This is a genomic window from Paraburkholderia sp. J11-2, from assembly GCF_905220185.1.
In the GTDB taxonomy this organism is placed as follows: Bacteria; Pseudomonadota; Gammaproteobacteria; order Burkholderiales; family Burkholderiaceae; genus Paraburkholderia.
This window is the reverse complement of sequence record NZ_CAJMYY010000020.1, coordinates 14,087-33,389: the sequence shown is the minus strand read 5'-3', so window position 1 is coordinate 33,389 and position 19,303 is coordinate 14,087. Positions and strand designations below refer to the sequence as shown.

The following is a 19,303-nucleotide window of genomic DNA, read 5'->3' as shown; positions in this document are numbered from 1 at the left end:
TTCATGAGGCTTCACGACATTGTTGACACCGCGACTCATAATGTCTATTTTCGATTTTTCATCTTTTCATTCCTGATGGTTATGTATTTGTCCACCCAACGGGGCCGCCCATGGTGATGAACCTGCAGGTACGCGACCTGATGTACTTTGCGAAAGTCGCCGAACTGGGGCACCTGGGCCGCGCATCGCAAGCGCTGCACATTACGCAGCCCGCGCTTTCCAAATGCATCGACCGGCTGGAAGAGAACTATGGCGCGGCGCTCTTCGAGCGCAGCGGCCGCGGCATCCGGCTCACCGACGCCGGGCGGCTGTTGCAGCAGCGCGCGGGGCTCGTCGAGCGCACGCTGGACGAAACGCAGCGGGAAATCGCGTCGTTAGGCGCTGGGCTGGCGGGTCTTGTGAAGATTGGCGCGGCGGCCACCATCGCCGAATTCATCATGCCGACGGTGTGCCGCGTGTTGCAGGAGGAGGCGCCTGCCGTTGTCGTCGAATTGCAGATCGGCATGAACGACGTGTTGCAGGACGCGTTGCGCAAGCGGCTGCTCGACGTGGTGATCGGTCCGCTCGGCGGCCACGACGAAACGCTGGTGCAAATTCCCATCGTCGCCGACCACGTCGTGGTGGCAGCCAGCGCCACGCATCCGCTCGCGGGCAAGCGTGCAACGCTCGAAGCCATGTCCCGCTATGGCTGGGTGCTGCCCGCGCAATCCGTGGCGACGCGCCAGTGGCTCGAACACGCGTTCGCCTCGCGCGGGCTGCCGTTGCCGCGCGCGGCCATCATGACGAGCTCGATCGCCGCGCTGCCGCGCCTGATCGCCGAAACGGGCCTGCTGAGTTTTATTTCCCGGCGCAACCTGGAAGCGGGCCGCTTCACGCCCGCGCTCGTCGAACTGCCGAATCCCGAAACGACGATGACGCGTCAATTCGGGGTCGTGCATCGCAATGACGGCTATTTATCGCCGGCGGCGCGGCGAATCATCGATATCGTGCGCGAGCAGAACGAAACGGCAAAAGCGCCGGCGATGCGGCGCAAATCCGTTTCTGCGGGGAATCGGAAGGTGAGAAAGGACCCATAGGCTTTCTACCCCCGTCCGCTTGATCGTAACGCCGGTTTTCTTCTACTTCGCCGCCTTGAGTACCGACCAGCCCGATTCGATATGCTTGCGCATCGCGAGCATCGCGGCAGTCACGTCGCCGGCTGCAAAGGCCTGGAGAATTTCCTCGTGTTCGGCTACGGCGTCGCTGCCGCGATCGTGCGCGGCGTTGATGATGTCGAACGGATAGCGCGCCCAGAGAATCTGCGTGAAATGGAGGGTCTGCGGCATGTCCGCAATGTCGTACATGCGCCGGTGAAAGCGATAGTTGATGCCTCTCGCAACCGCGCGATCCCCCTTGGCGAACGCCACGGCGAATTCGTCGGCGAGCTGGCGCAGCTCGACGATGTCCTGCGCCTTGATCTTTTCGACCGTGCCCTTCACGAGCTGCGTTTCGAGCAGAAGCCGCAGATTCAGGATTTCCGACGATGCCGCCGCGTCGAACGGCACCACGCGCGCGCCGCGGTACGAGTCTCCGCTGATATACCCCTCGGCCTCCAGCAGCTTGAGCGCCTCGCGTACGGGCGTGATGCTCAGGTGCAACTGCTCGGCGATCTCGGCCTGCTTGAGCCGCGAGCCGCGCGCGATCGCGCCAGAGATGATTTGCTCGCGCAGGAAATCGGCAACCTGCTCTTCCTTGGTTCTGTATTCCATTTGCTGTCGTCTGGGCCGGTTGGGTCTCGATCTGATGGCGCGCATGGCGCGCAAGGTCCGGCCGCGCCGCGGGCCCGCCTCCGGGCTGATTTTAAGCGATGTCGCCCTCGCCCGATTCCGCGAGAATGCGCCGCGCGCGCTCGACCACGGGCTTGTCGATCATCTTCCCCGCCATCGCCGTCGCGGCGCCGCCGCTCGCCGCGAACGCTTCGACCACCTGGCGCGCCCAGTCGCACTCCCCGGCGGACGGCCGGAACGCCGCGTTCACCGCAGCGACCTGCGCCGGGTGAATGCAGAGCTTGCCGCCGAAGCCGAGCGCGCGCGAGTGCGCGGCAGCGGCGCCCAGCGCCTGCGCGTCGGCGAAACCGGTGCTCACCCCGTCCACCGGCGCCGCGAGCCCCGCATGGCAAGACGCCAGTACGATCTGCGTGCGCACGGCGAGCAACGCGCCGCCCTCGTCGGCAATGCCGGTCTCGGCGCTGAAGTCCACGCTGCCGAAGGCGAGACGCGCTACGCCCGGCACCGCCACGAGCGCGCGCAACGCCAGGTAGCCCCGGACGGTTTCGATGAGCGCGACGATGCGCCTTCCGGGCAACGCGTCGGAGGTGGCGCGCAGCGAGGCCTCGTCGGCTTTGGGCAGCATCACCGCCGCCCCCGGCGCACGGGCGAGCAGGCGCAGGTCGTCCTCGTACCATTCAGTGCCCATCGCGTTGATGCGCACGAGCGCGTCGCGTCCTGCGCCCAGCCAGGCAGCCGCCGCCTCGCGCGCCGCAGGTTTGGCCTCGGGCGCGACGGCGTCTTCCAGATCCACGATCACTTCGTGCGCGCCGCTCGCGAGCGCCTTTTCGAAGCGTGCCGGACGATCGCCCGGCACGAACAGCAAACTGCGTGCGATCCGCATGGGCCGCCCCTCACTCGAACGTCACGCCGTGCGACGTGCTGAGCGTGCAGAAGCGCCGCAGCCCCGCAATCGCGTTCTCGTGTTCCTCGGCCGTGATCGCGCAGCAGCAATCTTCGAGCACCGTCATCGAGTAGTCGCGGTCGTGGCCTTCGCGCACGGTCGCCTGCACGACGGCGTTCGTCGAGATGCCCGAGCAGACGATCCGCCTGATGCCGTGCGCTCGCAAGATCGCTTCGAGGCTCGTCGCGTAGAACGGGCTCACGCGGTGCTTGACGATATCGAAGTCGCCGCTTTGCTGGCCAAGGTCGGGATGCACCTCCGTGCCCCACGTCCCCAGCTTGAAGATGCCGTTCTTGCGGGCTCCCGAGAAGATCGGCGAATCGGGCGGGCACTCGCGGTAGTCCGGCGAAAAGCCCACGCGCACGAAGCCGACCGGCACGCCAGCGGCGCGCGCCTTGTCAATGGCGCGACGCGTGTTCTCGATGATGCGCCGGCCGGCGACCTGCTCCGCATAGCCCGCCTTGCCGTTCGGGCCGTCTGCGTGGACGAGGTCGTTCTCCATGTCCAGCACGAGATAGATGGTGTCTTTCACGACATGCTCCTTGCTCGTTCTTCGGGTGGCGCGCTCGCGCGCCGCTTTTCAACAGATGATTTCGCGCGCTTCCAGATCGTCGCGCTGCGCGCGGCTCAACGCCAGCAGTTCGCCGAACACGTAATCCTCGTCTTGCCCGAGCGCGGGGGTGAGCGACCGGATCCCCACATCGGACGTGCGTGAAAAACGCGCGGGCGCCCCCACGGCGGCGCGCGCGGGAAGATCGGGCGCGCTGACATCGACGATCGCGCCGCGGGCGCGCAGATGCGGATCGCAAGCGATGTCCTGCATGGTCCAGGAAACGTGCGCGCACACGCCCTCGCGTTGCAGCGCCTCGGCAATGCGGTCGGCGTCGCAACCGGCAAGCCACGCGGCCACGCGCGCGTCGAGCGCCTCGCGGCGCGCGAGCCGCATGGACCCGGTGGCGTAATCGGGGTCGTCCTCGGGCCAGCCCGCCACGCGCGCGAGCGCGCGCCAGGCGGCGTCGTCGCGTACGGCAAGCGTGAGCCAGCGGTCCGGCGTGGCGGTGGCGTAGACGCCGTGCGGCGCCATCGACGCGTCGCCGTTGCCCGGGCGCGGCGGCGTGATCCCCGCGCTTGCGAGCACGAGCGCGTCGCCGATCATCGCCGAGGCCACCTCGCGCGCCGCGAGATCCACGTGCTGCGCCTGCCCTGTCCTGCGCCGCTGATGCAGCGCGGCGACCGTCGCCAGCGCGGCATGCAGGCCAGCGGAATGATCCATGACGTGGCGCATTTCGACGGGCGGTCCGTCGCTGTAGCCGCTCATCCAGCCGAGCCCGCCCCACGCGCCGAAGAGCGGCGCATAGCCCGCGAACGACGAATCCGGCCCGCTCTGGCCGCACGATGAGAGCGAGAGCATGACGATATCGGGCCGGCTCTCGCGCAACGCTTCGAAGCCGAGGCCGAGCCGCTCCAGCACGCCGGGACGAAAGCTCTCCGCCGCGACGTCCGATACCGCGACGAGCCGCTTCGCGAGCGCAATCGCTTCGGGCTGCTTGAGATTGAGCCGCACCGAGCGCTTGTTCGACGACACCTGATCGAACGTCGCCGCCGACATCCGGCCATAGACGGCATGCGGCTTGCGAAACGCATCGGGCCGGCTACGGCTTTCGATCTTGATGCATTCGGCGCCGAGTTGCGCGAGCAGGTGCGTGCAGAACGGCCCAGCCGCGTGAATCGTGAAATCGGCGATGCGTACACCGGCGAGTGGCGCACTGGCTGAATTCATCAGCAGTCCTCCTTTTCGAGTTCGCCCGGCGCCGGCACGTGCGCATGCGCCTCGAGCGTCGTGCAGCGGAACTGGAACGGCGCAACGAGCACGTCCACGGCGCGGCCGTCGGGGAGCGTTGCCTGCGCGAACAGGCCGCGCGCGCTTTCGTGCGCGCCCGCGAGCACTTCCTCGGGCGTGCGGTATTTCGCGGCCGGCACGCCGAGCGCCTGCGCGCGTCTCACGATGTCTTCCACACGCTCCTGCGCCATCCACGCGCGAATGTGACGGTTGATCTCGCCGCCGCGGCGGCTGCGTTCGAGCGGATCGCGCAACGCCTCCTCCTGCGCCCACGCGGGCGAGCCGAGCAACTGCACGAGCGCGCTCCACTGGCGGTCTTCGAGCGTGAGCACTTCCACGAAGCCATCTTTCGCCTCGAACACGCCGCCGTAGCGGAAGCTGCGCGTCGAGCGATGTTCGAGCGAGCCGTCGCCGAGCCGTTGCAGCGCGAACGCGCCTACCGCGAGGGCCGCGTCCTGCACCGAGACGTCCACGTACTGACCGCCCGCGGATGGCACGGCCCACCACGCCGTGAGCGCCGCCAGCGCGGCCGTGCAGCCACCCTGATAGCCCGCAAAATGGCCGTAGATCTTGAGCGGCGCGCGCTGCGGAAACAACTCCCCAGAGAGGCCGTTTGGCAGCAGGTAGCCTTCGCCGCCCGCGTGCAGAAGGTTCACCTCTTCGCCGTCCCAGGCCGCCTTCGGGCCATGGGCGCCAAAGGGCAACACAGAGACGTGCACGAGTTGCGCAAAGCGAGCGCCCAGCCGTTTCGCGTCGAGACCTTGCGACTCGCGCTCGGCGAGCGGAGTGTCGTCGATCAGGATGTCCGCGCGCTCGAGTTCGTGCTCGAACCGCGCCTTGCCCTCGGACGTCGCGAGATCGCACAACAGGCTGTGCTTGCCCGCCGCCAGATACGCGAACAGCGCGCTCTCGCCGCTGCCGTCGATGAGCGGCGCGGCGCCACGCAGGCGATGTCCCTGAGGCGGCTCCATCATCACCACGCGCGCGCCCATCGCGGCGAGAAGACGTCCCGCCCACGCCGCCGCCACGGTGCGCGAGTGCTCCAGCACGCGGCAGCCCGCGAGCGGGAGTGCGGCGTGGCCGGCTTCGTCGTTGCTTTCCATGTGCTCCCCTCCCTGTCGCGCTGCTCTCGCGCTGTTGTCGCGCTGCCGCTGTGCCGTGCGGCAGAGCCTGGTCTCACGCTCAGCGCACGACCGGCAGTTCGAGGTCGATGGCCGCGCCGTCGATGAAAGCAGGCAGCCGCACGTCGCGCGAAGGCAGCGCCACGGTCGCAAGTCCCGGCGTGGTCACTTCGCCGCGCTGGTTCACTGCGGCAAGTTCGATGTCGACGAGCCCCGCGCCGTCCTTCATGTACTTGCGCACGACCTTACCCTTGCAGAAGGTGGTATCGCCCATGATGTTGAAGCGCCGCATTTCGGTGCGCACGCGCTTGATGAAGCCCGCGTCGCCCATCCAGTTCGTGACGAGCGAGCACATCCACGACGAGCGCTGCGGGCCGTAGTCGTAAGTCCCCGGCACGCCCACTTCCTTCGCCACCGACTCGCGATGGTGGCCGATGCCGGTGTACTCCACGCCGCCGCCCGCTTCCGGGTTGCGGAAGAAGTGTCCCGGATGCTTAACGGCTGTCTGCAGCACCACGCCGTGCGTGTGGCCGCGTCCGCAGCCGACGAGAAAGCCCATGGTGTCCATCAGCGAAAGCGGACCGCGCGCGATGGCGGGCAATTCCTCGCCTTCGCGAACGTCTTCCCAATAGCGCACGTTCGCGCCGCGAATGTGCTTGGGCTCGTCGAGCACCATCTGATCGATGCGGTCGCGTTCTTCGTCGCTGTACTCGTGCTGGACGATCTCCTTGTACTTGCCGGTGTCGCGCGCCGCCTTGCGCTCGTGACGCGTGCAGGTGCCAAGCGCGCGCGCCACGAGCTCGCTGCGCTGGTTGTAATAGCTGGCCTCGACATACTGCAACACGAGGCGGCCCGAGAACTTGCTCTCCTTTTCCTCCACGCCGACCACGCGTTCGATCGCCGTGATGCGGTCGCCCGGGCGCACATGGCGGAACAGTTCCCAGTCGTTGCCCGCGTAAAAGCCATGCACGCCCGCAAGACCCCAGCGCGTTCTGCCGAGCCAGCCGAACGCCATCGGAAACATCGGGTGCGCGACCATCGAGCCGAAGCGCGTGGCCGGCCCATAGCCGTAGTCGCGATAGAGCGGGTTCAGGTCGCCAATGCCGTTGCACCAGTTGCGCAGCGTATCGGCGCTTGCGTCCTGCAAATACGGGCCTTCGGGGCGCAGTTGCAGGCCGATCATCGCGCGCGCTTCGGCAATGGCCTGATCGGTGATGCGGCCTTCGGCCGGTGCGTTGCCTACGTCGCTTTGGGCAGGGGTGAAAGTGGTCGTATCCAAGTGGTTTCTCCGTGATTTAACCGCAAAGGGTGCAGAATGCATTCTTTTTGAGATGACGAAACGTCGCCTGTGAATCACATCACTCAGGTATCCTTACGGATATTTTTACTAGTCCCGTGTCGTGGAACGCGGGTCACTATTCGCTGTGTATGCAACCAGTTACGCCGCGCGCTCAATCATGGAATCGACACACGCGCGGCACAACAAGCTCAAGCGGCCAGCGTCAGCCCCGGCCGCGGCCACCGGGCCTCGAATAGCTGCCCGTAGCCCGACAACGTGATGAACGCCGTACGCCGGTCGGGGCCGCCAAAGCAGATATTCGTGCAGTAGCCCTCGGGCGCCTCATGGAACTCGAGCAGTTCACCCTCGGGCGAAAACACGCTGATCCCGCCGCGCACGAGCGTCGCCACGCAGATGTTGCCGCTCTCTTCCACTGCGAGCGAATCGAAGCGCTGATAGCCCGCGAGCCCATGCACGAGCCGTCCGCCATTCGGTGACGGCCAGGCTTCCTGTCCCAGCTCCCCTTGCCCGATGACCGGATACGACCAGAGCCGGCTCGTCTCCGTTTCGCTCACGTAGAGCGTGCGGCCGTCGGGCGAGAGGCCCACGCCGTTCGGTGTCAGCACGGGATGCGCGGCGCAGCGGATCTGGCTGCCGTCCGCGCGCGCGTAATACACGGCGCCGCGCATGATGCGGTCTTCGAAGGTCTTGCCGAAGTCCGTGAACCAGAAGCCGCCTTCGGCATCGAACACGATGTCGTTCGGCCCATGCAGCGGCACGTCGCCGCAATGCGTATAGAGCGTTTCGACTTCGCCTGTCTCGATGTTCACACGCTGGATCGAGCCGCCGCCGTAGTTCGCCGCGGCACCTGTTGGGCGCGTAAAGCCGTTGTCGGTGCGCCAGCTGAAGCCACCGTTGTTGCAGACATAGCAATGGCCGTCGGGTCCGAGCGCCGCACCGTTCGGGCCGCCGCCCAGTTCGGCAACCACCTTCAGCTCTCCGTCCGGCATCACGCGCGTGAGGCGCCCGCCGGCGATCTCCACCACCAGCACGCTGCCGTCGGGCAGCGCCACCGGACCTTCCGGGAATTTCAGGCCGCTTGCCATCACGCGGCCCTGCAGGGTGAGATTGATGCGTGCTCCCATGATCGTCGTGCCCTCTTCCGTTCTAGATGTGTGCATTCGCGCGCTCGTCCTGACGCGCGCCCAGATAGGCGTCCACGGCTCGCTGCCGGCCTTCGCGGCTGCGCAGGAGCGGCTCGTCGAGTTCGCCGACGATATGGCCGTGCCGCATCACCCACGCATGCGAGGCCAGCTTCGCCGCCGCGTGAAAACTCTGCTCGACCAGCAGCGCCGCGAGTTGCTGTTCCTGCTGGATGCGAGCGAGCCGTTCATACACGCGTGCGACGAGCAGCGGCGCAAGCCCAAGCGAAGGTTCGTCGAGCAGCAACAGACGCGGCCCCGACATCAGCCCGCGCCCGATCGCGAGCATCTGCTGCTCGCCGCCGCTCAGGAGGCCCGCCGGCGCCTTGAGCCGGTTGGCGATTTCCGGAAAGAAGTCGAGCACCATGTCGCGGCGCCGCGAACGCGTGCGCGCGTCGACGAAATACGCGCCGAGCGTGAGATTCTCCGCCACCGAGATATCGGCGACGATGGCGCGCCCCTCCGGCACGTAGACAATGCCCGCACGAAAGCGCGCCGCCACGTTCAGGCGGCTCACGTCGTGGCCGTCGAAGCACACGCGGCCCTGAGCGGCCTCGAGGCCCGCAATGGCGCGCAGCGTGCTCGATTTTCCCGCGCCGTTGGCACCGAGCAGCGCGCCCACGCTGCCGTGCCCCACGCCGAAGCTCACGCCGTGCACGACCGGGCCCGCGCCGTACCGCACGGTGAGCGCCTCGACTTCGAGCAGACGCTGCGCTTGCGCTTCACTCATCGTCTTCTCCCAGATAGACGCGCACCACGTCCGCGTTCGCGCGGATCTGCGCGGGACTGCCCGACGCGAGCACGCGACCGACATTGAGCACGTGGATGGTGTCGCACACGTCCATGATGAGATCCATGTCGTGCTCGACGACCACGAGCACGAGTTCGGGACCGCGCAACTTCTTCAGCGCGTTCGCGAGATCGCGTGTTTCGAGCGAATTGAGGCCCGCCGCTGGTTCGTCGAGCAGCAACACGCGTGGCGAGCCCGCAATCGCCCGGGCGATTTCTGCCAGACGCAGCACGCCGGGCGGCAGTTGCGCGGGCAACGAATCGGCGACAGGCTCGATGCCGAGGCGCGCGAGTGCGGCCAGCGCCATCTCGCGGTGCCGCGCACGTTCGGCACGGCCGCGCGAAAGCGGCAGGAACGCGTCGAGCCAGCCGGCCGCGGCCCCCCGCTGGAGTCCGATCATGACGTTCTCGGCAATCGTCAACTCGGGGCACAGCGCGACATGCTGGAAGCTGCGCGAGAAGCCTCGCGCGGCGCGCCCCGTGGGCGGCACGCGCGTCATGTCCTCGCCGCCGAAACGGATGCTGCCGCGCTGCGGCGCATAGAGTCCCGTGAGGCAGTTGAAGAAGCTCGTTTTGCCCGCGCCGTTCGGGCCGATGAGCCCGGTGATCTCCCCCGCTTCGAGCCGCACGCCCACGTCGCGCAGCACTTCGTTGCCGCCGAACGAGAGCACGAGATTGTCGACGACAAGCGCGCGTGCCCCTGCTGACATCTCCAATGCACCCTCTGCGTGCGCCATCGTAGCCTCGCTCATTGACGCCTCCCTTCGAGCCGTGCGCGCCAGCCGGCGGGCAGCGCATTCGCCCCCAATACGACTGCCAGCAGCGCCGCGCCGTACAGAATCGGCACCCAGTCACCCGCGCCGGCCAGTAGCAGCGGCACGAGCGTGAGGAACAGACCGCCCGCAAGCGCGCCCACCAGCGACAGCGCATAGAGGCTCACGACCGACCCCACCAGCAGGAAGATCGACGTCCACAGCGTGAAGCTGTTGGGCGACACGGTCGACGCCGTGAACGCCTGCATCGCCCCGGCAATCGCGGCAATGGCTCCGCTCAACGCCATGCATGACAGACGCGCCCAACTGCGTCGCACGCCGAACGATTCGGCGGCGTGCGTGGAATCGCGGATCAGCAGCAGCGCCATGGCCTGGCGCGAGTGGCGGAATTGCCGCAGCAACGCGATCACGGCGAACAGCACGAGAAGTGGAAAGTAATAGCGTTGCAGATTGCGCGGCACGCCGCCGAGCGCATCGAGCTTCACGTACAGCCCTTCGTAACCGCCGGAGATCTTCGAGAAGTGCATGAGGAACTCGGGAAACGCGAGCGCGAGCGCCATGGTCGCCACCGCCAGCGCGATCCCCTTCAGGTGGCGCGACGGATACGCGAACAGCATGCCGAACACCCCGCCAACGATCGCCGCAAGCGGCAGGCTCGTGAAGATCGGCAAGCCCCAGTACTTCTCCACGAGCGCCACGGTATAGGCGCCCGCCGCGACGAACACGCCGTGCCCGATCGACACTTCGCCGCCGTAACGCACGAGAAAGCTCACTGCAATAATGGCGATGGCGTTCGCGAAACACAGGCCGAGCGTATAGATCCAGTAGCCGCCGCCCACGAGCGGCAGGGCGAGCAGCACGAGCCCGGCAACGCCGCTCACGCCGAATGCACGCCATGACCTGCTGCGGCCGGCGGCCAGCGCGGCATCTGCCCCTTGGGCCTCGTTCGCGACGGCGGCTGGGGGAATGAACATGTCAGGCACGGGCGCCTCCTCGCGCAGCCAGTACGCCGCGTGGGAACAGATTGAGCACGAACAGCATCAGTACGAGCATGTACGTGTTGCTGAACTCGGCGGAAAGATAGAACGACAGCATATTCATCAGGATGCCTACGAATATTCCGCCGATCACCGCACCGGGTAGACTGCTGAAACCGCCCACCACTGCGGCCGCAAACGCCTGCAGCATGAACGACGCGACGCTCGTCGACGAAAGAAACGTGGTCGGCACGATCAGAAGCGCGGCCACGAGACCGAGCAACCCGGCCAGCACCCACGAAAAGAGGTGGATGCGCCCGAGCTTCAGCCCGCATACGCGGCTCGCGAACGGATTGGCCGACACGGCGCGAAACGCCACGCCAATGCGCGTGCGCTCGATCAGCAGATACAGCATTGCGACGATCACGACCGTAGCCGCGAGCACCGCGAGATCGTACGACGTCACCCGCACCGGCCCAAGATGCGCGCGCCACCTCGGCAACGGCAAGTCGAGCGACACCACGTTCGAGCCGAACAGCAATTGCGTGCCGCCCTGGGCGATCAACCCGATGCCGAGGGTGGCGATCGTGCTGGTAATGTCCGACTTGAGCACGAGCGGCGCGATCACGGCGCAACTGAGCGTCGTGACGACCACCATCAGGACCAGCGTGAGCGGCACGGCCACGCCCCAGTCCATCTGGGCAAACGTGCCCGCCGTAAAGCCATAAACGAGAAACGCGGCGAGGCCCGCTAGATTGCCGTGCGCGAAGTTCACGACGTTCGAACTCTTGTAGATGAGCACGAGTCCGATGGCGCCGAGTGCATAGAGGCACCCGCTCACCACGCCCGCCCAGACGAGACCGAGAAAATCCGTCATGCCGTGGCCCCTCCCGGCGCGAGTTCGGCGTCTCGCGCGATCAGTTCGATCACGGCCGGAAAATATCTTCCGCTGTAGCCCTGCTGCGCCGTGGCGGCATAGTAGCGGTGCGCGAGTTCCGTGATGCGCGTCGACACCCCCGTCTGCCCCGCGAGTTCGAGCACGTAGCCGATGTCCTTGAGCACGTACTCGGGCGGAAACGACTTCTCCGGAAACTGGCGTGGCAGCATCGCCTTGCGGCCGTGATTGCGCAGCACGAAGCTGTCGCCCGAGCCCTTCGATACCGCGTCGAGCAGCGTGGCGGGCTCCACGCCCGCGCGTTCTCCGAGCACCATCATCTCGGCCAGCGCCACCGTGTTCTCGAAGACGAGCGCGTTGTTGATGAGCTTGACCACCTGGCCGCAACCGATGGCTCCGCAGTGGGTGACGTCGGTGCCGATGTAGTGCAGCAGCGGCGCGATACGTGCGAAGAGCGCAGCGTCCGCGCCCACCATAATGCTCAGTTCGCCGCGCTGCGCCGCTTCACGCGTGCGCGCGACAGGTGCATCCGCGAATGCAACGTTGCGTGCGGCCAGCGCCTCGCCCACCTTGCGCGCTGAAGCGACCGTCGTGGTGCTGAGATCGACGATCGCCTGCGGCCGCCGCGCGCCGCTCGCGAGGCCCTGCGCTCCGAGCGTCACCGCTTCCACGGCGGGGCCGCCGGGCAGCGAAAGAAACACCATATCGGCCTGCGCCGCGATCTCGTCGAGCGATTGCGCGCGGCGCGCTTGCGTGCCCTCGAGCACCTGGAAGGCCTCGCCGTTCGTGTCGAATGCCAGCACTTCGCCCATGTGCTTGAGCGCCATGTTGCGGCACATCGGGCCGCCCATCACGCCGAGGCCCACGAAGCCGATCACCAGCTGATTGTCTGTCGCCATCGCTCGCTCCTCGCCCTCAGTCCATCCACATGCCGCCGCTGATATCGAGCGACGTGCCGGTGATCCAGTTCGAGGCCGGCGAACAGAGGAACAGCGCGGCCTGGGCGATATCGTCGGCATTGCCGTAACGGCCGAGCGGCACGGTTGCGTTCGCCGCGGGCGCGACGTTGCCCGTCACGTTCGACCACATCGCTGTTTCGACGGGTCCGGGCGCGAGCACGTTGGCGTAGACGCCGTGCGGCGCGCCCGCCTTGGCCACCCAGCGCATCATGCCGTGCACAGCCGACTTGGCCGACACATACGCCGGACCCGAGGCCACGCCGCCGTTCTTCGCGGCGATCGACCCGGCCGCGAGAATCTTGCCGAAACCGCGCTCGCACATGAGCGGAAAAAGCTTGCGCGTGGGATTCACCACACCGCGTACGTTCACGTTGAGGATCGCGTCCCACTCCTCGTCCGTGCTGTCACCGAGCGGCGTACGTGCGATGATGCCGGCGCACAGCACGAGAATGTCGATGGCGCCGTGCTGGGCGAGCACGCCGTCGATCACGCGGTCGGTCTCCACACGCGAAGTCACGTCGTAGCGCAGATATTGCACGCCCGCTCCGATGTCCTCGTGCACGCCGAGGTCGGTGGCGATCACGCGCGCGCCTGCGCGGCGAAACGTATTCGCAATGGCGCGGCCCATGCCGCCCGCGCCGCCGGTGATCAACGCGACCTGCCCTTCCAGATTCGCTGGACCGCTCAGATGTTGTGCCATGTGTCAGGTTTCCTGTGTTCCGATTGAGAATCCGATTGAGGTACCGACGGCGCCCGCGATAAGCAGGCGCAGCGAGGCCGGGGCGCTACGCGAAAGCCGCCGTGGCCGACATCGCCAGTTCGCCCTGCGCGCCGCGCGCCCAGAGATCGAGCCCGCCCTCCGCTGCCGCGCGCCCTTCGAGCGAAAACGAGCGGTCGACGAATAGCGGGCTGACACCGCGAAAATCGAAGCGCGCGAGCCGCCGCCCGCCGCCATGCTCGACGGCGAACTGCTGCAGCAGCGTCGCGGTGAGCGGACCATGAACGACGAGACCGGGATAGCCCTCCTCGTCGCGCGCGTAGGTCTCGTCGTAGTGAATGCGATGGCCGTTGAAGGTCAGCGCCGAATAGCGGAAGAGCAGCGTCGAATCTGCGCGAAAATCCCGCCGCCATTGCGCCTGCGCCTCGTACACAGCCGGTGCCGCTGCGTTCGCGCCGCCCGGCGGCGCTGCCTCGCGATAGACGATGTCCTGCTCCTCCTCGATGCACGGCAGGCCATCGCACGACGTAACGTGTCCCACCGTGACGAACCACAGCGTCCCGCGCTTGCCCGCCTTCTTCTCGACCTTGAGGATACGGCTCGTGCGCGTCGCGCCGGCATCGACAGGCAGGGGCTGCAGATAGCGGATGCGGCTGCCCGCCCACATGCGCCGCGGCAACGCGATCGGCGGCAGGAAACTGCCGCGTTGCGGGTGGCCGTCCGCGCCCAGGCCGCTGCGCCGCACGGCGGGATTGAAAAAGAGCCATTGCCAACCGGGCGGCAACGATTCGCCTGGCGTGGGCGCCGCGTCGAGATCGAGCGTGGCGGCCATGGCGCGCACGGCGCCCGCCTCGATGCGGGCCGTGTGCACCTCCTCGCGGCCGATCCACGACTCGTAGACGTTCTCCAGTTCCACTTCGCTCATGAGAGCCTCGCGTCGAACACTTGCTCGGGATACGGCTTGAAATCGCGCACGAGCTTGAAGCCGTCGCTGGTCGCCTGAATGATGCCTTCCTGGCGCGCGCCGCGATGATCGCCGGGCTTGAAACTCACCCCCCGCGTGCCGCCAATGTTCTGATCGTGCATTGTCTCCATCACGTCGACGAGACTGGCGCGCGTGAGCGGCTTGCCGCTTTCGAGCAGCATGTTGAATGACTTCACGAACAGCATGCCGTTGCTCCAGCCGTTGAGGCCGAAAACGCCCACGGGGTCGCTCGCGTAGTACTTCGCGATGCTGTCACGGTAGGCCTTGATTTCGGCGTCGTTCGAGGTGACAGGCATGAGCCACGACGAGAAGTACACGCCGTCGAGCAACGATCCCGCGAGCTTGCGCGTGGTGGGATCAGCGGTGAAGAACGGCGCCATCCATTTCGCCTCGAAGCCGATACGGTCCGCCGATTTCAGCGCGGCGGCGAGATTCGAGTTCGATCCGAACAGAATGACCACGTCTGCCTTCGCGTTGACAAGACGGCGAATGTGCGGCGTGAAATCCGTATTTCGGACTTCGAACGGAATCGATTCGACGGCCTGCTTCTTCGCTCCTTCGAGGTACAGCTCGAAGCCGCGTTTGGCCGACCGGCCAAGCTCGTCGTTCTCCCACAGCAGCGCGACGCGGCTCACGCCGAGCGCCTTGAGCGCGTAGTCCGCGTTCGAGGCGGCGGACCAGCCGTAGTCAGGCAGGAGGGGAAACGACAGGCGCTCGGTGAAGAGCGCGCTCGCGCCGCCCACCGGGCCGACCATGGGCAAGCCCACTTCCTTCGCGTAGGGAATCACGGCCTGGGTCTGCGCGGTGCCTACTGGCGCTGCGAGCGCGAAGATCTTGTTCTCTTCGACCAGACGCCGCGTCACGGCAACGCTGCGCGCAGGTTCGTAGCCGTCGTCGTAGACGACGTAGTTGATCTTCCAGCCCTTGAGCGCGTTGGTGTCGTTGGACCACTTGAAGCAGGCGTCGGTGGCGCGCGTAACGATCGCGTAAAAAGGCACCGGCCCCGTGATCGGAGTGAACGCACCGACCGTCACGGTCTTGCTGACGGGGTCGATGCCCGGCGTCGCCTGCTGGGCAAAGCTTAAACCGGGCAACCCGGCTGACACGGCTGCCGTACTGCTGAAGACAAAGGTTCTTCTGCGCATGGTCTCACCTGTTGGCGTCGTTAAGAATGCATTCTATAAAGTATTGAAGAACGTTCAAGTCAGGGTTTTTCCCATATTTATGGCGTTTCACGGACTTCAAGCGGAATATAGAATGCATTCTTAGACGCCTTTCTCATCCCACCACCGAGAAACCTATGAGACACGCACCCCTCGCCGGACGACGCATCATCGAACTGGGCACCATGCTCGCCGCCCCTTTCGCCAGCCACATCCTTGCGCAGCTGGGCGCCGAGGTCATCAAGGTCGAGCCGCCCGCTGGCGACCCGACGCGCAGCCTCGTGCGCGGCGGCCCGAGCGGGACATTCATCGCCTATAGCCACGGCAAGAAGAGCGTGTGCCTCGACCTCGGCAAGCCCGAAGGCCAGGCGGCATTCATGAAGCTCGTGGCCCAAGCCGACGTGCTCGTGCACAATCTCGCGCCCAAAGCCGCGCGCAAGCTCGGCGTGACGCGCGAAGCGTGCCGCGCCGTCAATCCCGCGCTCGTCTACTGCCATATCCGCGGCTATGCGGCGGGGCCGCAGGCCGAAGATCTCGCGTCGAACCCCGTTGCCGAGGCCTCCACCGGCGTGATGGAGGCCAATCGCGTGAATGGCCGCCCAAGCCGCCTCGGGCCCTCGTATCACGATCAGTTTGCGGGCGCCTATGCGGTGATCGGCATCCTCGCGACCTTGCTCGAAGGCCGCGAACACGCGGACGGCGGTGAGCGCCACGTGGAGGTCGGGCTCTACGAAACGGGCCTGCATGTGGCGTCGCGGGATCTCGTCGGCATGCAGTTGAAGACGCATCTGTTCGGCCGGCCCGAGCGCGAGCCGCACGGCGAATTCAGCATGCCGGGCTATGGCGCGTACCTCACGGCCGACGACCGCTGGATCTATCTGCTCATGCTCAACGACGCCCACTGGCGCAAGTTCTGTGAAGCGCTCGGTCTGCCGCAGGCCACCGATGCGGCGCTCGCCACGCTGCGTCAGCGCAAGAAGGCTCGGGAGAGCGTCGAGGAGATCGTGCGCCACGCCGTGCGCGCCTGTGATTTCGACGACGTTGCCGCGCGCCTGAAGGCAATCGGCGTGGGCTGCACCGAGGTGTTGCCGCTCGAACGCGTGCTCGAAGCGCCGCAGGCGCATCAGCCGGGGAAACTGCGCGCGGTCGACTATCGCGGCTTGCCGTTCGACGTGCCCGAGTTTCCGCGCATGGCCGCGCAAGGCGCATCGCCCGGCACGCTGCCACCGCCGGAACTCGGCGAGCACACGCTCGAGGTGCTCGAAGCCGCCGGGCTCAGCGCACAGGAGTGCGCGGCGCTGCTCGCCTGCGGCGCGGTTGGCGTGCGTCAGGACGATTCGTTCGCCTGGGCGCCGGTTCGTCAGTCGGTATGACGCTTGCCGGGCACGCGCGGACGCGCAATGCGTCTGCGTGTCGCTTCGTTCTACGAAGTGACTTGTGGCGGCATGACTGTTCGCATCGGCCATTCGGGCATGTCCAGCAAAACGTTGCAAAGAAAAGAAACGCGCGCAAACACTGCGCGCCGTTGCGCGGCCGGAGCCGCCCTGCTACCGGATACTGCTTTGGGTCAAGGCGCCGCGCGGCTCGCGAGCGACGCGCCCTCGCGACGCGTGCGCAGCAGCACGGCCGCAACGATCAACGTCACCACGATGAAACCCGCGAGCCCCAGCATCCCGCTCGCAAACGTGCCGGTCGCCTGCTTGAGCACGCCAACCGCATAGGGCGCGAGAAACCCGGCGATATTGCCGATCGAACTGACGACCGCAATGCCCGCCGCCGCCTCGGCTTGCGCGAGCAGCGTCGGCGTGAGCGCCCAGAACACCGGGAGATTGGCGAACGCACCGAAGCCGCCGGCAATCAGCGCGGCGAGCCGCACCGGCGGATAGTCGGTCAGCGCGACGACGATCAGCGCCAGCACCGCGACCATGCCGGGAATCATGAGGTGCCAGCGCCGCTCGCGCAGCCGGTCCGAGCGCGCGCCCCACCACAGCACGCCGATCGCCGCTGCGACGAACGGCAACGCCGACATGAAGCCCACCGCCGTGAACGACGCGCCGAAAGCGCGCACGATCTGCGGCAGGAAGAAGGTCACGCCGTAGTTGGCCGCGACGATCCCGCAATACACGAAACCGAGCGCCCACACGCGCGGATTGCACAGCGCGCGCCACGCGCCCGCATGGCCGTCGCCGGGCGGCAGCGCGCGGCGCTCATCGGCGAGGCGCGTGCTGAGCCAGCGGCGCTCCTCGTCGTCGAGCCAGGCGGCCTCGCTCGGCGAGTCGGCCAGCGTGCGCAGCAGCACGACGCCGAGCACGAGCGAAGGCACTGCCTCGATGATGAAAAGCCACTGCCAGCCGCTCAGGCCGCCCGCGCCGTGCAGGTTCAGCAGCAGGCCGGAAAGCGGCGCGCCGATGCCCGCCGAGGCCGGAATCGCCACGGCGAACGCGCCGATCATGCGTGCGCGGTGCGTGGCGGGAAACCACTGCGTGAGAAAGAACATCACGCCGGGAAAGAAGCCGGCTTCGGCCACGCCCAGCAGGAAGCGCAAGCCCATGAATTGCGGCGTCGTGCGCACGAAGGCGAACATCAGCGAAAGTACACCCCACGTGAGCATGATGCGCGCGAACCATCGGCGCGCGCCGAAGCGGCGCAGCGCCAGATTGCTTGGCACTTCGAACAGTACGTAACCCAAAAAGAAAATACCCGCCCCGGCGCCGAACACGGCGGGCGTGAAGCCCAGTTCCTCGTTCATTGAGAGCGCGGCGAAGCTGAGGTTCACGCGGTCGAGGTACGCCGCGAAATAGCACAGCATCAGGAGCGGCACGATATGCCGGCGAATCTTCGAAATGATCGCGGCTTCCTGTGAGGCCATTGTCATTGTCCGTCTCCTTGATGTCGGCGATACAACGAGAGTCAGTGTGCGCGATGCACTGCGCCGCCGCGAAAGCGGCGCGTGGCGCAAAGCTGTCTCAGTCCGGCTCGCTCACGTGCCGCTGTGGCGCGGGCGAGCCGACGCGCCCGTCCACGAGCTGCACGATCGCCGGGTGATAGTTCTGGCCGAAGCCCGCGTCGCGCGCACGGCACATGAGGTCATACGTGTAGTTCGCGATATGCGGCTCGAACCCCGCCTCCGCCGCGAGATTGAGCGCGAGCCCCGCGTCCTTGATCGCGTAGACGAGCGGGAACACCTTCTCGGGAAAGCTGTCCGGCACGAGCGACTTCATGCCGTGATTGCGCAGCACGAAGCTGTCCGCGGAGCCCTTCGAGAGCAGGCTGAAAAGCGTCTCGCCGTCGAAGCCCGCGCGCCGGCCGAGCGTGATGATTTCCGAAAGCGCGTTGACGGTCATGAACACCAGCATGTTGTTGAGGATCTTGATCGTCTGGCCGTTGCCGACCGGCCCGCAATGCAGCACGTCCGAGCCCATCAGCGCGAGCAGCGGCTGCACGGCCGCGAAGTCGGCCTCGGTCGCGCCCACCGAAATCATCAGCGTGCCCTTCACGGCGGCCTCGCGCGTGCGGGCCACCGGTGCGTCGATCAGCGTGATGCCGCGCTCGCCGAGCTTCTGCGCCAGCGCGCGCGTGCGTGCGACATCGCTCGTGCTCATGTCCACGATGGTTCGCAGGCGCTCGCCTGCGCTCGCGAGTTCGGCGCACACGCTCTCGACCTGATCGATCGAGGGCAGCGAGAGAAACACGATGTCGGCGGCGCGCGCCACTGCCGTCGGCGAAGCCTCCGCGGTGACGCCGTTCGCGACGGCTTCGGCGAGCGCCTCCTTCGACATGTCGAATGCGTGAACCGGCAGCGCCGACTTGCGCGCGAGATTCGCGCACATGGGGCCGCCCATCACGCCAAGCCCGATGAATCCGATACGGGTAATCGCGTTCATATGCCTGCT

At 66.9% G+C, this 19,303-nt stretch carries 19 protein-coding genes; 2 read left to right on the top strand and 17 right to left on the bottom strand.

Annotation, left to right across the window (positions count from 1 at the left end; translation table 11 throughout):
- Window positions 1-110: 110 nt before the first annotated feature.
- The gene (locus U5A57_RS26040; RefSeq protein WP_321914506.1) at window positions 111-1,076 is read left to right on the top strand and encodes a LysR family transcriptional regulator; all 966 of its coding nucleotides are present in this window, start codon (window positions 111-113) and stop codon (window positions 1,074-1,076) included.
- Window positions 1,077-1,118: 42 nt separating this feature from the next.
- Here the strand turns inward: U5A57_RS26040 and U5A57_RS26035 are convergent, their stop codons facing one another.
- The 15 genes from U5A57_RS26035 to U5A57_RS25965 all read right to left on the bottom strand — a co-directional run bounded on the left by U5A57_RS26035 (window position 1,119) and on the right by U5A57_RS25965 (window position 15,392).
- A complete protein-coding gene (locus U5A57_RS26035) occupies window positions 1,119-1,748 on the bottom strand; it encodes a GntR family transcriptional regulator (protein WP_321914505.1) in 630 nt (209 codons plus the stop codon).
- 91 nt (window positions 1,749-1,839) lie between these two features.
- Window positions 1,840-2,649 carry a CoA ester lyase gene (locus U5A57_RS26030; protein ID WP_321914504.1) on the bottom strand — a complete coding sequence of 270 codons (810 nt, stop codon included), beginning with the start codon at window positions 2,647-2,649 and terminating at the stop codon, window positions 1,840-1,842.
- 10 nt (window positions 2,650-2,659) lie between these two features.
- Entirely contained in the window at window positions 2,660-3,241 is a 582-nt protein-coding gene (locus U5A57_RS26025) for a cysteine hydrolase (protein ID WP_321914503.1), read from the bottom strand.
- Window positions 3,242-3,289: 48 nt separating this feature from the next.
- The gene (locus tag U5A57_RS26020) at window positions 3,290-4,489 is read right to left on the bottom strand and encodes a CoA transferase (RefSeq protein ID WP_321914502.1); all 1,200 of its coding nucleotides are present in this window, start codon (window positions 4,487-4,489) and stop codon (window positions 3,290-3,292) included.
- Window positions 4,489-5,652, bottom strand: coding sequence for a CoA transferase (locus U5A57_RS26015; protein WP_321914501.1), 1,164 nt, complete (start codon window positions 5,650-5,652; stop codon window positions 4,489-4,491). Before U5A57_RS26015 ends, U5A57_RS26020 begins: the two co-directional genes overlap by 1 nt.
- 79 nt (window positions 5,653-5,731) lie before the next feature.
- Complete coding sequence (locus tag U5A57_RS26010; RefSeq protein ID WP_321914500.1) at window positions 5,732-6,949, bottom strand: FAS1-like dehydratase domain-containing protein; 1,218 nt, start codon at window positions 6,947-6,949, stop codon at window positions 5,732-5,734.
- A gap of 209 nt (window positions 6,950-7,158) precedes the next feature.
- Window positions 7,159-8,094, bottom strand: a complete 936-nt coding sequence (locus U5A57_RS26005; protein ID WP_321914624.1) for an SMP-30/gluconolactonase/LRE family protein — start codon at window positions 8,092-8,094, stop codon at window positions 7,159-7,161.
- Between the two features lie 22 nt (window positions 8,095-8,116).
- Window positions 8,117-8,881, bottom strand: a complete 765-nt coding sequence (locus U5A57_RS26000) for an ABC transporter ATP-binding protein (protein ID WP_321914499.1) — start codon at window positions 8,879-8,881, stop codon at window positions 8,117-8,119.
- A complete protein-coding gene (locus U5A57_RS25995; RefSeq protein WP_321914498.1) occupies window positions 8,874-9,692 on the bottom strand; it encodes an ABC transporter ATP-binding protein in 819 nt (272 codons plus the stop codon). Before U5A57_RS25995 ends, U5A57_RS26000 begins: the two co-directional genes overlap by 8 nt.
- A complete protein-coding gene (locus U5A57_RS25990; RefSeq protein WP_321914623.1) occupies window positions 9,689-10,687 on the bottom strand; it encodes a branched-chain amino acid ABC transporter permease in 999 nt (332 codons plus the stop codon). The genes U5A57_RS25995 and U5A57_RS25990 overlap by 4 nt, the downstream gene beginning before the upstream one ends.
- 1 nt (window position 10,688) lies before the next feature.
- Complete coding sequence (locus U5A57_RS25985) at window positions 10,689-11,567, bottom strand: branched-chain amino acid ABC transporter permease (RefSeq protein ID WP_321914497.1); 879 nt, start codon at window positions 11,565-11,567, stop codon at window positions 10,689-10,691.
- Window positions 11,564-12,484 carry an NAD(P)-dependent oxidoreductase gene (locus U5A57_RS25980; protein WP_321914496.1) on the bottom strand — a complete coding sequence of 307 codons (921 nt, stop codon included), beginning with the start codon at window positions 12,482-12,484 and terminating at the stop codon, window positions 11,564-11,566. The genes U5A57_RS25985 and U5A57_RS25980 overlap by 4 nt, the downstream gene beginning before the upstream one ends.
- Window positions 12,485-12,500: 16 nt before the next feature.
- Window positions 12,501-13,244, bottom strand: coding sequence for an SDR family NAD(P)-dependent oxidoreductase (locus U5A57_RS25975; RefSeq protein ID WP_321914495.1), 744 nt, complete (start codon window positions 13,242-13,244; stop codon window positions 12,501-12,503).
- 85 nt (window positions 13,245-13,329) lie between these two features.
- Window positions 13,330-14,187 (bottom strand): FAS1-like dehydratase domain-containing protein, encoded by an 858-nt coding sequence (locus tag U5A57_RS25970; RefSeq protein WP_321914493.1) that lies wholly within the window; start codon window positions 14,185-14,187, stop codon window positions 13,330-13,332.
- The gene (locus U5A57_RS25965; protein ID WP_321914492.1) at window positions 14,184-15,392 is read right to left on the bottom strand and encodes an ABC transporter substrate-binding protein; all 1,209 of its coding nucleotides are present in this window, start codon (window positions 15,390-15,392) and stop codon (window positions 14,184-14,186) included. Before U5A57_RS25965 ends, U5A57_RS25970 begins: the two co-directional genes overlap by 4 nt.
- A gap of 155 nt (window positions 15,393-15,547) precedes the next feature.
- Between U5A57_RS25965 and U5A57_RS25960 the strand changes: the two genes are divergently transcribed.
- On the top strand, window positions 15,548-16,783 hold the full coding sequence (locus tag U5A57_RS25960) for a CaiB/BaiF CoA-transferase family protein (RefSeq protein ID WP_321914491.1): 1,236 nt from the start codon (window positions 15,548-15,550) through the stop codon (window positions 16,781-16,783).
- Window positions 16,784-16,977: 194 nt separating this feature from the next.
- Here the strand turns inward: U5A57_RS25960 and U5A57_RS25955 are convergent, their stop codons facing one another.
- The gene (locus U5A57_RS25955) at window positions 16,978-18,285 is read right to left on the bottom strand and encodes an MFS transporter (RefSeq protein WP_321914490.1); all 1,308 of its coding nucleotides are present in this window, start codon (window positions 18,283-18,285) and stop codon (window positions 16,978-16,980) included.
- 91 nt (window positions 18,286-18,376) lie between these two features.
- Entirely contained in the window at window positions 18,377-19,294 is a 918-nt protein-coding gene (locus U5A57_RS25950) for an NAD(P)-dependent oxidoreductase (RefSeq protein ID WP_321914489.1), read from the bottom strand.
- Window positions 19,295-19,303 lie beyond the last annotated feature (9 nt).